Origin of the sequence: Cupriavidus sp. YAF13 (assembly GCF_052113425.1) — a bacterium.
Taxonomy (GTDB): domain Bacteria; phylum Pseudomonadota; class Gammaproteobacteria; order Burkholderiales; family Burkholderiaceae; genus Cupriavidus.
The window spans coordinates 22274-36707 of sequence record NZ_JBFRDD010000041.1 but is presented as its reverse complement, the minus strand read 5'-3'; the positions used below and the strand labels follow the sequence as shown (position 1 = coordinate 36707).

The window sequence follows — 14434 nt, the reverse complement described above, 5'->3', positions numbered from 1 at the left end:
AGGCACATTGCTTTGACCGCCTGGTGGGGCGGAAGACCATGCGCCGATTATAGGGTGGGCACCGGTGCCGCCATATTGAGGTTTACCGCCGGCGCGGCTCGCGGGCCGCGCCGGTGTGCTTGCCGCCGCTTGCCGCTTACTCCGGCTGGATGCCGGCTGCGTCGATCACCGGCTTCCACTTCTTCTGGTCCTGCTTGATGCGCTGGGCGAATGCTTCGCGCGTCTCACCCAGCGGGATGATGCCGGCCTTCTCCAGGTGCGCGCGGAATTCCGGCTCGGCGATGATCTTCTTTGCCTCGGCGCCAATCTTGTCCACGATCTCGGGCGGCATCTTCGATGGGCCGACCAGGCCGTTCCACGTATCCACCTGGTGGCCGGGATAGCTCTCGGCGATGGTGGGCAGCGACGGCAGCTGCGCCAGGCGCTTGTCGCTGGACACGGCGAGCAGGCTGAGCTTGCCGGTGCCCGCATACGGCATCACCTCGGACACGCTGGCGCTGTACAGGTCGATCTGGCCGGCCAGCACATCGGCCAGCGCGGGCGCGCCGCCGCGGTACGGCACCATGGTGGCCTGCACGCCGGCGCGGCTCAGGAACAGCAGCGCGGAGAGCTGGGTCAGGCCGCCGTTGCCGGCGTGGCCCACGTTCAGCTTGCCGGGGTTTTCCTTGCCATAGCGCACCAGGTCCGCCACCGTCTTGAAGTTGTGCCGAGTGCTGGCGGCGAGGATGAAGGGGTTGCCGCCGACGTTGACGATGGGCACGAAGTCCCGCACCGGGTCGTAGCGGATCTTGTTGGTCATCGGGGCGGTGACGATCTGCGTCATCGTCGACATGAACAGCACATAACCATCGGCCGGTGCGCGCGCGACATACTCCGCCGCGATCAGGCCGCCCGCGCCGCCGCGGTTGTCCACCACGAAAGGCTTGCCAAAGATCCTGCCCAGGCGCTCCGCCAGCAAGCGCGCAATCATGTCGGTATTGCCGCCAGGGGCGAACGGCACCACGATGGTGACCGGACGCGCGGGCCAGGGCTCCTGCGCGTGGACCAGCGCGGGCAGCGCAGCCGCGAAGGCCAGTGCCAGGCTTGCGGCAAGGCGGCCGCCGAGTTTGCCTGCGATGYCTCCGCACGCCTTTGCCGTGCTGGCGGCTTGCGCGGGCAGCGCGCCCGCGGCCCGTTGCGTCCATGCGCAGTGGACGCTGTGTGTCTTCATCATGGGTCTCCTCCGTGGTGATTGCCGGCGTTCTTCGCGGGGGGAAGCGCCGCGCGGATTGTTTTCGGAAATCTACTCGATGCGGCAGGCCTGCCCAAACGCGAGGCGGGGCAGCCGTGGAAACAGGCGGGCGGGGTCGCCGCAGCCGAGGTTGCACAGGAAGTTGACGCGCCAGCGGCCATCGGGGAAGAACGCCTGGTTGACGGCGCCGGCGTCGAAGCCCGAGAGCGGCCCGCAGTCCAGCCCCAGCGCGCGGGCGGCCAGGATCAGGTAGCCGCCCTGCATGGAGCCGTTGCGCATCGCTGTCTCCTGCGACAACGATGCGTTGGCGGCGAACATCTCGTACATCGCCGGGCGGTGTGGGAACAGGGTCTCGGCCAGCGCATGAAACTGCGTGTCGTAGGCGACGATAGCGGTGACCGGTGCTTGCATGACCTTGTCCACATTGGCGGGAGCGAGCGCCGGCAAGAGCTTGGCCTTGGCCTCGGGCGAGCGCACGAACACCAGCCGCATCGGGCAGCAGTTGGCGCTGGTCGGGCCTTGCCGCACGAGCGTGTACAGGCGCTCCAGCGTGGCGTCGTCGATGTTGCCCTCGAGCCATCCGTTGTGGCTGCGGGCCGCCATGAACAGGGTGTCGAGCGTGGCGGTGTCGATCATGTGGCCTCCTCGTCGCGCCATGCGGTGGCGGTGATCTCCACGCGCATGTCGGGGTGGGGCAGCGCGGCCACCGCCAGGCATGTGCGCGTGGGCACGGCCGCGGGGAAGTGGCGCGCGTAGGCGGCGTTGAAGATCTCGTAGTCGGCCATGTCGATGAGGTAGCAGGTCATGGCCACGCAATCGGCCAGGCCCATGCCTTCGCTGGCGAGCGCGCGCTCGATCTTGCCCAGCACGCAATCGGTCTGCGCGGCAACGTCGTACACGCGCGTGCCGTCGGCGGCCATGCTGACGCCGGCGCAGCCATCGGCCGTGCGTGCGCTCATGCCGCTGACATGCACATGCCGCCCGGCCCGGCGGCTCGCCGCGTAGCGCGCCAGCGGTGGCGGGTCCTGCCGCACCGGCGCGTTCATGCCGGCTGCGCCAGGCCGCGCAGGGCCGGCATGGCGGTGGCCATGGCTTGCGCGAGCTGCAGGGCGGCATCGGCCGCGAGCGGCACCAGCGGCGGGCGCACCTGGCGCCAGCCCGTATCGCTCGCCAGCAGCGACAAGGTGTGCTTGACGGCAGCCACCATGGGGAAGCGCTCCGCGGTCTTGCGCACCGCGGTGATGCTGTCGTTCAGGCGCGCGGCCTCGGTCACCGAGCCATAGGCCAGCGCGATATCGCGCGCGTTGATGTTGTTGGTGGCGGAGATGCAGCCGGCGGCGCCCAGCGCCAGGCTGCGCAGCATCAGGATTTCCGAAGCGGGGAAGATCGACAGCGTGGGGAAGCGCTCCAGCATCGCCACCACGTTGTCCCAGTCGCCGCTGCTGTCCTTCACGCCGGCGATATGCGCGGGGAAAGCCGCCACCAGCCGCTCGATCAACGGCAAGGTGATGGGCACGCCCGACATGGCGGGGATGTGATACAGCACGACGCGCAGCGCGGGATCGTCCACGCGCTGGATCAGCTCGCGGTAGTAGGCGAACACGCCGTCCTCCTGCACGCTCTTGAAGAAGAACGGCGGCAGCACCAGCACGCCCGCGCAGCCGCGGTCGATGGCATGGCGGGTCAGCGCCACGGCGTCTCCAATGGCGCAGCAGCCGGTGCCGACCAGCACGCGCTCACCGGGGATGCCGGCGTCGATCACGGCGTCGACCAGCGCCATGCGCTCCTCGAAGGTCTCCGAGCAGGCTTCGCTATTGGTGCCGGAAATCGCCACGCCCGCGCCGTCGGCCACAAGGCGCTGGCAGTGCGCGACGAAAGCCGGCAGGTTGATCGAGAGATCGTCATTGAAGGGCGTGACCACAGGCGCGAACACGCCGCGCAGTTTGTCTGCTGCCATGGGAAAGTCTCCTGTCTTGCTGTTTGTTGTTTCTGTTTGTTATTTCGAGGCGGCGCGGTGCGTGACGACGGATTCGATGAAGCCGCTCAGCGCGTCGGCCAGCGCGGTATCGGCGCTGCCGAGATGCGCCACCACGGACGTATGGTTGTGGTGCGGCACCTGGACCACGCGCGGCGCGCGCCGCTGCGCCTTGGCGACGCGCGCGGCGTACTGCAAGGCGTAGAGGTCGAGGTAGGGATTCTCATGCTCGGCGAATACCACCATCAGCGGCGCCGTCAGCCGCTGCGCAAACGCCATCGGCGCGCGTTGCTGCTGCTGCGCGCTGTCCGCGCCGTAGTAGGCGACGACGCCGCCGGCGTTGGGGTTGTCCGGCAACGTGTCGGCCTGCAGGCGCGCGCTGACCAGCACCGCGCCAGCCACGCCCGCGGCCTCGCCATCGAACAGCGGATCGCTCAATGCGCTGGCCACGTGGCTGCCGCCGGCCGAATGGCCGATGAGCACGATGCGGCGCGCGTCGCCGCCGTAGGCGTCCACCGATGCGCGCAGCCATGCCAGCGCCGCCACCACATCCTGCGCGCCGGCCGGATAGGGCGCCTGCGGCGCAAGCCGGTATTCCAGGTTCACGCCGACATAGCCTAGGCGCGCGAACAGGCGCGGCACGTTGGCGTAGATGTAGGGGCTGGCGTCCTTGTTGCCGCGCAGGAAGGCGCCGCCGTGCACGAACACCACCACGGGCAGCGCGCTGGCCGGCGTGGCATCGGGCGGCAGGTAAAGATCGAGCTGCTGGCGTGGATCGCTGCCATAGGCCAGGCCCGCCACGCGCTGCATGCCGTCGGCGGGCAGCGCTGCGTGGACAGCGTCATAGATCTCGCAGACCTGCTTGCGGTTGCCCTGGATGTCGCGCGCCCAGTCATGCCCCAGCGCGCGCATGGCGTCGCGCTGCGCGGGCGAGAGGCCTGGCAGGGCCTGGTCACTCAGCGGGCTCGTCGGACCCGCCGGGCTGGCACCCTGGCTCACGGCGCGTCTGCGGCTTGCGGGTCCGCGGGCTGGTCTTCGTCCTTGGCCGGTTGCTTGCCATGCTTGGCGGCGAGCATGGCGGCGGGCGGGGTCACCACGAAGTGCGCAAGGCGATGGCGATCGAAAGATTCGAGGTTGCGTTCCCAGGTCTGCGGCTCGTGCGCGGTGCCGGTGGCGATGCGCTCCATGTCGGTGTAGATCTCGACGTTGTTGCCGTCCGGGTCCTTGAACACCAGGAACCAGTTGCCGCCCGGCCCGTGCTGGCCGATGCCGCGCTCGATCACCACGCCGTGGCTGCGCGCCACGTCCACCGCGCGTTTCATCTCGTCCAGGGACTCCACGTAGTAGGAGAAATGCTCCAGGCCGGGGCGCGTGTAGCGCGGCAGGTCGTCGCGCTCGGCGCTGTCCTCGGGCAGGCGCGAGAGCGCCAGGTCGTGGTGGTCCTCGCCGGCGCGCAGGAAGACCATCTGGTCGGCGATGCGGTCCGAGACCTTGAGGCCCATCACTTCCGTATAGAAGCGGGTGGATTGTTCAAGGTCGCGCACCATCAGCACCAGGTGGCCCAGCTTGCGGGTACGTATCGGGTTCATGCCAGTCTCCTCCAGGTCGCCGTGGCGATGCGTGTGGGCGCAGTGTGCCTGCGCCGCCCGCGCATTGCCACGGCGGTCGTGTTCAACGCGCCGCCAGCGCCTCTAGCGCCACCGCGTTCTCGATCGAGCCAATGCCTTCGACCCAGGCCACCATGTTGTCGCCGGGTTTCAGGAACACGCCGCGTCCCATGCCGACGCCATCCGGCGTGCCGGTGGCGATCAGGTCACCCGGCTGCAGCGTCAGGATGCGCGACAGGTAGGCGATCTGCTCGGCCACCGAGAAGATCATCTGCGAGGTATTGCCATCCTGCATGGTTTCGCCGTTCACGCTCAGCGACATGCGCAGGTTCTGCGGGTCGGCGATGCAGCCCGCCGGCACCACCCACGGGCCCATGGGGCCGAAGGTGTCGAAGCTCTTGCCGCGGAACCAGTCGTGGGTGAAGGGATAGTCGGTGCGGCGGTTGAGGTCGCGCGCGCTGATGTCGTTGAAGACGGTATAGCCGGCGATGACCGATAGCGCGTCTTCCACCGATACGTGGCGGCAGCGCTGGCCGATCACCACGCCAAGCTCCACTTCCCAGTCGAGCTTGGTGGTTTCCGGCGGCATCAGCACGGTCGCGCCGGTGGGGATCACGCTGGTTTCCGCCTTCATGAAGGCATAAGGCTGGCTCTCGCTGCGCACCGCCAGCTTGGTGCCCATCTCATCGGCGTGGTCGTAGAAGTTCGACGCCACGCCAAAGATGCGGCCCGGCTGGTAGGGCACGGCGTAGGTGGCGGCCGCATCCACCGCGGCGAGCTTGCCGCTGGTTGCCAGTCGGGCCGCGCGGCCGGCCATGTCGGCCAGCAACGGAGCGTGTCGCGCCCACTGCGCAAACACCTGGTTCATGTCGCCGGGCAGGCTGGCGGGATCGAGTCCGCAAGCGCGTCCGAGCGCGGCCAGGTCGTACAGGGTATCTGCGACTACCAGGCCGGCGCGCTTGGCGCCGGCGAGTTCATAGGTTGCGAGGCTGTGCCAGTTCACCTTGTCTCCTTGTCATTTGTGTTCAGGATGGCGGAATGCACCGCCTTTTATTGCTATGCATTTCGATCTATGTGAATACTTTAAGTGTTGCGTGTATACACGTCAACGCCTTCGTGATAATTTTGTTCAACACCGCTTCCAGGCGGATTCGAAGACGGAGGAGAAGAGAAGATGGCTAGCGGATTGCATGGTGAACAACAGGCACTGGAGCAGGTACTGGTGTTGACGCGACTGGCGCTGGACGCCGCCTGGCTGGCGGCGCAGGCCCCGCGCTATCGCTTCATGGCGTGGAACGAAGCCGGCGACGGCGCCCGTGCCAGCGCGCGCGCCGTGCTGACCAATGGCTCGACCGGCTTGTCGGCCGCGGAGCTGGTGGCGCTGCCGGCGCTGGAGCTGGTGGCGAGTTTCGGTGCTGGCTACGAGAACATCGACCTGGCCGCCGCAAGGGCGCGCGGCGTGCGCGTGTGCCATGCCCCCGACACCAACAGCCAGGTGGTGGCCGACCACGCGCTTACGCTGATGCTGGCGCTGTCGCGCGGGATTGCCGTGCTCGATCGCGGCGTCAAGTCAGGCCAGTGGGAAAGCCTGCGCGCGCCGCGCCCGGGCGTGCGCGGCAAGACGCTGGGCATCGTCGGGCTGGGCAATATCGGCGGCAAGCTGGCCGTGCTGGCGCAGGCCATGGGCATGCAGGTGGCCTACCTGCGGCGCAGCGCCCCGGCCGCAGCGCACTACACGCCGTATGCCGATCCGATTGCGCTGGCGGCCGCAAGCGATGTGCTCGCGCTGACCTGTCCGGGCGGCGCGGCCACGCATCATCTGGTTGACGCGGCGGTGCTGCGCGCGCTGGGGCCGCGCGGCCTGCTGGTGAACGTGGCGCGCGGCAGCGTGGTGGATACGCTAGCGCTGGTCGAGGCGCTGGCGCGCGGGGAGATCGCCGGTGCCGCGCTCGACGTCATCGAGACGGAACCATCGGTGCCGGCGGCCTTGCACGAGATGGACCAGGTCATTCTGACGCCGCACCTGGCCGGYCGCTCCCCGGAAACACGAGTGGCGCAGCACACGGCGCTGGCGGGCAATCTCGATGGCTGGTTCCTGCAAGGCGAGCCGATGCATCCGGTGGCGTTGCCAGCCTGAGCGCGTCCCCGCGGCGCGGGGACGCAAACGTTGCGGCGAGGCGCCTACAGGCCTTCGCGATCCGCGTTGAGGTCCGGGTTGCGCAGCGCCGGGCCGGCGCCGCCGCCGCTGCCTTCCTTGGAAGCGCCGCCCCAGCCGTGATCGGTCAGGTCGATGATGATGTCATGCGGGTCGCGGTACTTCACCTCGTAGAAGATGTTGCCCTTGACCGGCACTTCGCCCATGTAATAGCGGCCACCCGCTTCTTCCACGGTCTTGCGCGCCTCGGCGATGTCGTCGACCCACACGCCGATGTGGTGCAGGCCGACGAAGTCCTTGCCGCGCTCTTCCCCGGCAGCCTCGTCGCTTTTGTAGTTCAACAGCGCAATGCTCATGGTCCCGTCCGTCAGGTAGACCCCGCGCGCCAGCGACGAGTCGGTCTCGCCGACTTTGCGAAAGCCGAATGCCTTTTGGTAGAACTCGGCCGCGGCCCAGGGATCGGGGACGGACAGGGCAATGTGGCGCAGTTTGCTGGTCATGTTTGTGCTCCTCGTTTGGCGATGGATTATCGGCACGGCGTAATTGCCGCTGGCCAATATGTATACACTCAATGCAAAGTGTATTCAATAGAAGTTGTGGGGAACATTTTTGGCGCTGCTTGATGAGGTGAAGGGCGCGCCGCGTATAATTGCGCCCATATCCGGGGCAATGGCTGCTTTGCGATGCCCCGAACCGGGGGCTCGCCATGCCGAACGCTTCGATCAAGGACAAGGACACAAGGACAACAGTGACCACCATTGCCGCCCAAATCAGCCAGAAGCTTGCCGATGAAATCATCGCCGGCACCTTGCCGCCCGGCGAGAGGCTCGAGGAACCCGCGCTGGCGGAGCGCTTCCAGGTGTCGCGCACGCCGGTGCGCGAGGCGCTGCGCCTGCTGGACGCGCGCGGGCTGATCGAGCTGGTGCCGCGGCGCGGCGGCGTGGTGGCCAATGTGGGCGCCGGGCAGCTGGCCGACATGCTGGAGGCGCTGTGCGAGCTGGAGTCGCTGTGCTGCCGCATCGCCACGCAGCGCATGAGCGCCATGCAGCGCCGCCAGCTGGAGCTGCTGCACGAGCAGACCGAGGCCGTGGGCGAGCGCCGCGATGCGCAGGCGTACCTGGAGCTCAACCACCGCTTCCACCAGCTGATCTGCCAGGGCACGCAGAACGAGACGCTGATGGCTGCGGTCGAGAACCTGCGCGACCGGCTGGCGCCGTTCCGTGCCGCGCAGTCCGGCGTGGAGCGCCGCTTCGAGACCTCGCACCGGGAGCACCAGAAGATTGTCGAGGCGATTCTCGCGGGCCAGCCGGAGGAAGCCTACCTGGCGATGCGCAGCCACACGACGCGCCTCACGCTCAACGTGATGGAGCTGATCGAGGCGCAGCGCGCCGGCGGTGCGGCCAAGCGCGACTAGTCGCATCCAGGTCAGCACCAAAGGCAGCAGAAAGGGCGCACCGTATCGTGCGCCCTTTCTTTATGCAAACGGCCGTGCGCGGCCTTGTTTCAGAACTTATGCGTGATCCCCAGCCCCACGCCGGTGGCGGAGTCGCCCGGTTTCAGGCCGGGCACAGAATTGCCGGAGAGGTTGTAGCGCGCCGTCGCGTGGTTCACCAGGCGCGTCCATGCCGCCCATAGTTCGGTCCGCTTCGACAGCGTGTACCCGTAGCCCAGCGAAACCTGCCAGGCGCCGGAATCCGTGCCCGGCAGGCCGATGCCGCCCACCGCCGCCGTGCTGCTTCCGTGGGCGTTGCCGCCCGCGGTGTACGACGCGCGGAACTCATGCGCGCCGATGGCATGCGTGGCCGCTACCTGCCACGCATCGCGCCGCACCGATTGGCCCGGCGCCGGTTCGTAGGAGAGCCGTTCGTAGGCGCCGCGCAGCTTGGTGCCGCCAAAGGCGTACACCACGCCGAGCCGGTCCGCGTGGTCGCGCGAGCCGTTATAGAAGTAGTCGCCGTGATACTCATGCCCCCACGCCACGTACCAGCTCTTGTCCTCATAGGACAGCAGGCCGGACCAGGCGATCGGGTTGGTGGTGGGGGTGCGGTCCTCGGGCATCGACAGGGCCAGCCGTGCGGAGACGCCGCCCCAGTGCGGCGTGCTGTATTGCACCAGGTTTTTCTGGCGGCGGTCGAACGACTCCGGCGCGGCGCCGTTGGCGCCTGTGGTGAAGCCGTTGCCCATGATGGAGTTCGAGGCAAAGATGCCCGCGGTGAACGGGTCTACCTTGTACACGGAGACAAAGCGCAGCGGCATTTCCCACTGCCCCATCAGGATCTGGCCCCACGGGCTGCGCAAGCCTACGCCGGTATTGCGGTCGCCGATCTGCGACGTGCCGGTGCCATCCATGCGCAGGTTGGTCTCGATCTGGAAGAAGGCCTCCAGCCCGCCGCCAAGCGACTCGCGGCCACGAAAGCCCAGCACTGACAGATCGTTCGACAGGCGCGACACCGAAGCGGTACGGCCGTTGCCCGAGAGCCGCACCTGTTCCACGTTTTCCTTGATGAAGCCGTAAATCTGCACGCTGTCGCTCTGTGCCCGGGCGAGTTCGGGAAAAGCACCGGCAAGGGCAGCCAGCGCGGGCAGGGCGGCAAAGCGAGAGATGGCGCGCGCGGCGCGCCGGCCAGGGCAGGGCGTGGTCATGGTGTCTCCTTATTGTTGAAGTACAAATACTATCTGTTTGTAAACATACTGTAATATGTGTATACACTTAGTGATAAGTGAGTGCAAAAGAGAAAAAAGTGTGTGGTGAGGCGCATTGTTTGTGCGTGGCGCTATCAATGCGATGACAGCGGCATGGCTGTGGCTGTGGCACGTGGAAAGAGAAAAGAAGGAGAAAGGAGAGGGCGAAGCAGGCAGGGGAGCAAGCCGGCAGATTCGCGCTTGTGCCGGACCCGGGCGAGTGTCATTCGCACTCGCCGGAGCGCGCCGGCGCAACGTGGATTTTTCAGCGTAAACGAGGCTGTTTTCTCATCGCATCGAGGCGGTGCGGAGGCACTCGTTCCGCCGTTTCCGGCCATAAATTAAAGGCATCCCGGAGGCGGAATATTTCATTTTCGCCGCATGCCAGCCCTCTCCATACTGCGGCTGAACACTGCGCAAGAAAGGCCCCGAACAAGCGGGTCGCGCATGACCAGGGCACCGGCAAGAGCCAGCCGGTGCAGCCAGCGCGCATGCACACATGCATACAGGCACTCAGGCAGGTGCAGCGCGACGGCCAACCACAAAAGAGGAAGAGGAGAGGAGAGGAAATGAGAAGAGCTGACAAGGTGTCGTATGCCCGGGCCATGGTGTCCTGCGCGCTGGCAGTGGGGGGCGCGCAAGTCTGTGCCGAGGAGTCCTGGGTCAGGCTGTCAGGCTTCGTCGACATCAGCGTGGAGCGCCTCGCGCAGTCGGGCAAGGGGGGCTCGGTGTATCGCGTGTCCAGCGGCCAATTGAGTTCGTCGCGGATCAACTTCAGCGGGCAGGAAGTGCTCAGCAGCGACCTGAAGGCCATCTTCACCTACGAGCCGCAATTCTCGGCCGATACCGGCACGGCGGCGGCGCAGGCGCGCCAGTCATTCGTCGGGCTGCACAGCAACAAATACGGCGTGCTGACCATGGGCCGCCAGAACACGCCGTCATACTGGATCGCCGGCTATGCCGACCCAAGCTTCTCGGCGGACTACAGCATGGTCAGCAACATGCAGTTCTTCTACGCGGCCTACCGCGTGGACAATGCGATCCAGTACAACACGCCGCGCTTCTACGGGTTCATGGGACGCTTCATGGTGACCACCGGCCTGGAGGACACCACCCGGGCTGGCCGCTACCTCAGTACCGGCATCGAGTACCGCGACGACAAGCTCTACGCGGGCTTCGTCAGCGACCTGCGCTATACGCGCAATATCAACAACGCCGGCAGCGTGCCTTCGGCGCGCGACAACTACGCCTCGCTGGCCTACAAGTTCGGCGATTTCGAGCCGACGCTGGTTTACCACACCTACAACGGCTACTACGCGTATCCGCCTTATGCGGACTTCCAGTCCAAAGGCTGGGATATCCAGATCGGTGCGCGCTACAAGCTCAACCCGTCGAACCGTTTGTACGCCAGCTTCGTCCATCGCAAGGACGACAACAACACCAAGCTGTCGGACGCCAACGGCTTCGTGCTGGGCTACATCTACAGCCTGTCCAAGCGCAGCGAGATCTACGCCACGTACGCTCACGTGCAGCACAAGCATGACAGCCCGATCCGCTACCCGGTCACGTTCTCGGCCTCGCCTACCAGCCAGCAGAACCCGTCCGGCATGGCCATCGGCATTCGCCACGCGTTTTGAGCGCCCGGCCTGGACATGATGCGGCGGTCTTGGTCCGGTGGGTTGCGCCCTGCGATGGGCACCGGCCGCGGCGGGCGAGGGCATTGTTAATAGAAAAGGGAAAAGGAGGAAGCCATGCTTCGAATCAGAACGTTCAGATCAATCCTGGCAACGGGGACAGCTTCAGCGGCCATATGCATGATGGCCTGCGCAAACGCGGACACGGTGCAGGCCACGGCGGCGCCAGGGGCATCCCTAATGCAGGGAGCGCAGGGAGCGCAGGGAACACCAGTAACGCCAGGCACGCCCAATGTTCAGGATCCCCRTCTCGCCGCCTGGCTGCGGCTGACGCCCGATCGCTCGCCCGCGCCGCTCAAGCCGGGTGTCGACTACGGGATGGATCCGGCCACCGGACAGTTCGTCTGGCCGAAAGCAACGCCTGAAGTGCACAAGGGGCAGCGCTTCCCCGGTGAAATGACCACATGGGACAAGAAGAGCTTTGCCAAGAACGTGGAGGTTCTGGCCTTCTATCCCGCCGTTGGCTCACCCTTCCATGCCTGGAACAACATCGCCGACTTCGAGGGGCGCCGTTACCTCTACATTCATGACCGGGACTATCTGCGGATCATGGACATCACCGATCCCGCCCATGGCAAGGTGGTCTATTCCAAGGGCGGTGTCTGGGGACCGAAAGGGTCGAGTGAGAATTACGATCCGCGCAACGTCGACGACTACCTGGGTGGCGCGACCATTGCCTGGAGCAAGGCACTGGGCAAGCCGGTGCTCGTCGCGTCATTTGAAATTGGACGCTATGGCCTGATGACTGACAAGACCCAGCAGCCTGACCAGGTCGCGGCGCAGCGTCGCTACAATTCGCTGAAAGGGTTCAAGGTCTTCGCCATGGATGGCCCGCTGCCAAGCCAGTGGCGGCTGCTGGCAACCCGCACCACCGACTACAAGCACCCCGATGCGCCGATCGGGCAACAGCAGGGGTCCGGGTCGCTGGATTCGCCTGAATACCATGGCGGCAAATACATGATCCTGGCGTCGGCGCCGGATGACACGTACGGCCTGACCGAGTATCCCAATTATCTTTACTCGCCCGGCTATCAGGTCTGGGACATGTCCGATCCCGCGAATCCGACCTTTGTTTCCCAGATCTCGGTGCCGGGGCAGATCCTCGGCAACGAAGCCCATGAGCAGGCGTATCTGATGAATCAACGGGCTGGCAACCGTACCTCATGGATGGGGGCGCGCATTCCAATTTTCCTGCCCAAGCCATTGGAGGACGGTGGCAAGATCGGCTTCGGCGCGATGGGTGGCCTCGGTCTCTATGCGTTCGACCTTTCCGACCCGGCAAAGCCGAAGGTGCTCGGCAACGTCAATACGCCGCCCAGCTTTGCCGGTACCGAATACGACAACGCCGATGTCAGCCAATATGCGCGCACGGGCTATGTCCTGACCGGCGGCTATCCGATGAACCGCGATTGCTATGAGCCATACAAGGACATTTTCGTCGTCGACGCACGCGATCCGTCTCACTTGAAGGTGGCCGGCAAACTGCCGCAGCCGAAGGTGCCGGAGGGGGCGGCATTCACGAGCTTCTGTCAGCGTGGCGGCAATTTCGGCCCGAAGCGGGCGAACTCCATCGGCCAGCCCGGCCAATGGCGTCAGGGCATCGTTCCCTATTCTTTCTACAATGCCGGCGTGCAGATTTTTGACGTCAGCCATCCGGAAAAGGCGACGATCGCGGGCTATTTCGTGCCTGCGCTGGCGGACGAGACGGAATTGCCGAATTACACGCTCGGCAAAGGCGTGTTCGCGATCTACACGGAGTACGACCGCAATATCATCTGGGCCTTCACCGAGAACGGTGCCTACGCGCTGTCAACGCCCCTGCTTGGCAAGCCGGTCCTGGGCGCGTCCGCTACGCCCTGGCCATCGCGCAAAGTTGCCGCACGGGCGCAATAGATGCAATAGACGCAATAGAAAAAGGGACGCCGCGGCGTCCCTTTTTCGTCGGGTCGATGAAGCCGCCCGCAATCAGCCGGCCGCTTTCTCTTCCTGGTGGTAGCGCGTGGCGCGTTCCACTTCGTTCTTCGAGCCGAGGATCACCGACACGCGCTGGTGCAGCTTTTCCGGCTGGATGTCGAGAATGCGCTCATGGCCGTTGGTGGCCGCGCCGCCGGCCTGCTCGACCAGCATGGCCATCGGGTTGGCTTCGTACATCAGGCGCAGCTTGCCGGGTTTTTCCGGTTCGCGCTTGTCCCACGGGTACATGAAGATGCCGCCGCGCGTGAGGATGCGGTGTACGTCGGCCACCATCGAGGCGATCCAGCGCATGTTGAAGTTCTTGCCGCGCGGGCCTTCGTCGCCGGCCAGGCATTCGTCGATATAGCGGCGCACGGGCGGGGCCCAGTGGCGCATGTTGGACATGTTGATCGCGAATTCCTTGGTGTCTTCCGGGATCGTCACGTCCGACTGCGTCAGCACGAAGCTGCCGGCCTCGCGGTCCAGCGTGAACATGTGCACGCCGTTGCCAACGGTCAGCACCAGCGTGGTCTGCGGGCCGTACACGGCGTAGCCGGCGGCGACCTGGCGGCTGCCGGCCTGCATGAAGTCGGCTTCAGTGACGGTCTGGCCCGGCTTGGGCATGTGCAGCACCGAGAAGATGGTGCCGATCGACACGTTCACGTCGATGTTGGACGAGCCGTCGAGCGGATCGAACAGCAGCAGGTATTCGCCCTTGGGATAGCGGTTCGGGATCTCGTAGATGCTGTCCATTTCCTCGGACGCCATGGCGGCGAGGTGGCCGCCCCATTCATTGGCGTCGAGCAGGACTTCGTTGGCGATCACGTCCAGCTTTTGCTGCGTCTCGCCTTGCACGTTGCCGGTGCCGGCCGAGCCGAGGATGCCGGCGAGGGCGCCCTTGCTGACGGAGTTGGAAATGGCCTTGCAGGCGCGCGCCACCACTTCGATCAGGAGCCGCAGTTCGGGCTCGATCGTGTTGTGCTTGCGCTGCTCCTCGACCAGGTAGCGGGTGAGGCTGATGCGACTCATGGGGATTCTCCTTGAATGGCCGCAATTCTACATGGGCGCCAGCCCGCCAGGCCAATGCCACCGGCCCGTGGGGTACTGTCGGCGGGGGCGGGGCGCGGTGCTGCCGGC

The 14434-nt window shown here is 66.0% G+C and carries 14 protein-coding genes; 4 read left to right on the top strand and 10 right to left on the bottom strand.

The features are described 5' to 3' along the window. Positions 1 to 136 precede the first annotated feature (136 nt). The 7 genes from AB4061_RS28165 to AB4061_RS28135 all read right to left on the bottom strand — a co-directional run bounded on the left by AB4061_RS28165 (position 137) and on the right by AB4061_RS28135 (position 5816). Positions 137 to 1213 (bottom strand): Bug family tripartite tricarboxylate transporter substrate binding protein, encoded by a 1077-nt coding sequence (locus AB4061_RS28165; protein WP_441639537.1) that lies wholly within the window; start codon positions 1211 to 1213, stop codon positions 137 to 139. A gap of 69 nt (positions 1214 to 1282) precedes the next feature. Then, the gene (locus AB4061_RS28160; protein WP_441639536.1) at positions 1283 to 1867 is read right to left on the bottom strand and encodes a malonic semialdehyde reductase; all 585 of its coding nucleotides are present in this window, start codon (positions 1865 to 1867) and stop codon (positions 1283 to 1285) included. Then, positions 1864 to 2277 (bottom strand): RidA family protein, encoded by a 414-nt coding sequence (locus AB4061_RS28155; protein WP_441639535.1) that lies wholly within the window; start codon positions 2275 to 2277, stop codon positions 1864 to 1866. The genes AB4061_RS28160 and AB4061_RS28155 overlap by 4 nt, the downstream gene beginning before the upstream one ends. Then, positions 2274 to 3188 carry a dihydrodipicolinate synthase family protein gene (locus AB4061_RS28150; protein ID WP_441639534.1) on the bottom strand — a complete coding sequence of 305 codons (915 nt, stop codon included), beginning with the start codon at positions 3186 to 3188 and terminating at the stop codon, positions 2274 to 2276. The genes AB4061_RS28155 and AB4061_RS28150 overlap by 4 nt, the downstream gene beginning before the upstream one ends. Positions 3189 to 3227: 39 nt before the next feature. Continuing rightward, positions 3228 to 4205 carry an alpha/beta hydrolase gene (locus AB4061_RS28145; protein ID WP_441639533.1) on the bottom strand — a complete coding sequence of 326 codons (978 nt, stop codon included), beginning with the start codon at positions 4203 to 4205 and terminating at the stop codon, positions 3228 to 3230. Further along, positions 4202 to 4795, bottom strand: coding sequence for a VOC family protein (locus AB4061_RS28140; protein WP_441639532.1), 594 nt, complete (start codon positions 4793 to 4795; stop codon positions 4202 to 4204). Before AB4061_RS28140 ends, AB4061_RS28145 begins: the two co-directional genes overlap by 4 nt. Positions 4796 to 4877: 82 nt before the next feature. Beyond that, the gene (locus tag AB4061_RS28135) at positions 4878 to 5816 is read right to left on the bottom strand and encodes a fumarylacetoacetate hydrolase family protein (protein WP_441639531.1); all 939 of its coding nucleotides are present in this window, start codon (positions 5814 to 5816) and stop codon (positions 4878 to 4880) included. 171 nt (positions 5817 to 5987) lie between these two features. Between AB4061_RS28135 and AB4061_RS28130 the strand changes: the two genes are divergently transcribed. Continuing rightward, the gene (locus AB4061_RS28130; RefSeq protein ID WP_441639530.1) at positions 5988 to 6950 is read left to right on the top strand and encodes a 2-hydroxyacid dehydrogenase; all 963 of its coding nucleotides are present in this window, start codon (positions 5988 to 5990) and stop codon (positions 6948 to 6950) included. A gap of 44 nt (positions 6951 to 6994) precedes the next feature. Here the strand turns inward: AB4061_RS28130 and AB4061_RS28125 are convergent, their stop codons facing one another. Then, complete coding sequence (locus AB4061_RS28125) at positions 6995 to 7468, bottom strand: VOC family protein (RefSeq protein WP_441639529.1); 474 nt, start codon at positions 7466 to 7468, stop codon at positions 6995 to 6997. A 206-nt stretch (positions 7469 to 7674) separates the two neighbouring features. Between AB4061_RS28125 and AB4061_RS28120 the strand changes: the two genes are divergently transcribed. Next, a complete protein-coding gene (locus tag AB4061_RS28120; RefSeq protein ID WP_441639528.1) occupies positions 7675 to 8382 on the top strand; it encodes a GntR family transcriptional regulator in 708 nt (235 codons plus the stop codon). Between the two features lie 89 nt (positions 8383 to 8471). Here AB4061_RS28120 and AB4061_RS28115 read toward each other — a convergent pair whose 3' ends face one another. Continuing rightward, the gene (locus AB4061_RS28115; protein WP_441639527.1) at positions 8472 to 9611 is read right to left on the bottom strand and encodes a porin; all 1140 of its coding nucleotides are present in this window, start codon (positions 9609 to 9611) and stop codon (positions 8472 to 8474) included. Positions 9612 to 10219: 608 nt separating this feature from the next. On the opposite strand from AB4061_RS28115, the gene AB4061_RS28110 reads away from it, so the two are divergent. Further along, on the top strand, positions 10220 to 11287 hold the full coding sequence (locus tag AB4061_RS28110) for a porin (RefSeq protein ID WP_441639526.1): 1068 nt from the start codon (positions 10220 to 10222) through the stop codon (positions 11285 to 11287). A 114-nt stretch (positions 11288 to 11401) separates the two neighbouring features. Further along, positions 11402 to 13237 carry a hypothetical protein gene (locus AB4061_RS28105; protein ID WP_441639525.1) on the top strand — a complete coding sequence of 612 codons (1836 nt, stop codon included), beginning with the start codon at positions 11402 to 11404 and terminating at the stop codon, positions 13235 to 13237. 72 nt (positions 13238 to 13309) lie between these two features. Here AB4061_RS28105 and AB4061_RS28100 read toward each other — a convergent pair whose 3' ends face one another. Then, complete coding sequence (locus AB4061_RS28100; RefSeq protein WP_441639524.1) at positions 13310 to 14326, bottom strand: class 1 fructose-bisphosphatase; 1017 nt, start codon at positions 14324 to 14326, stop codon at positions 13310 to 13312. Positions 14327 to 14434: the final 108 nt, after the last annotated feature.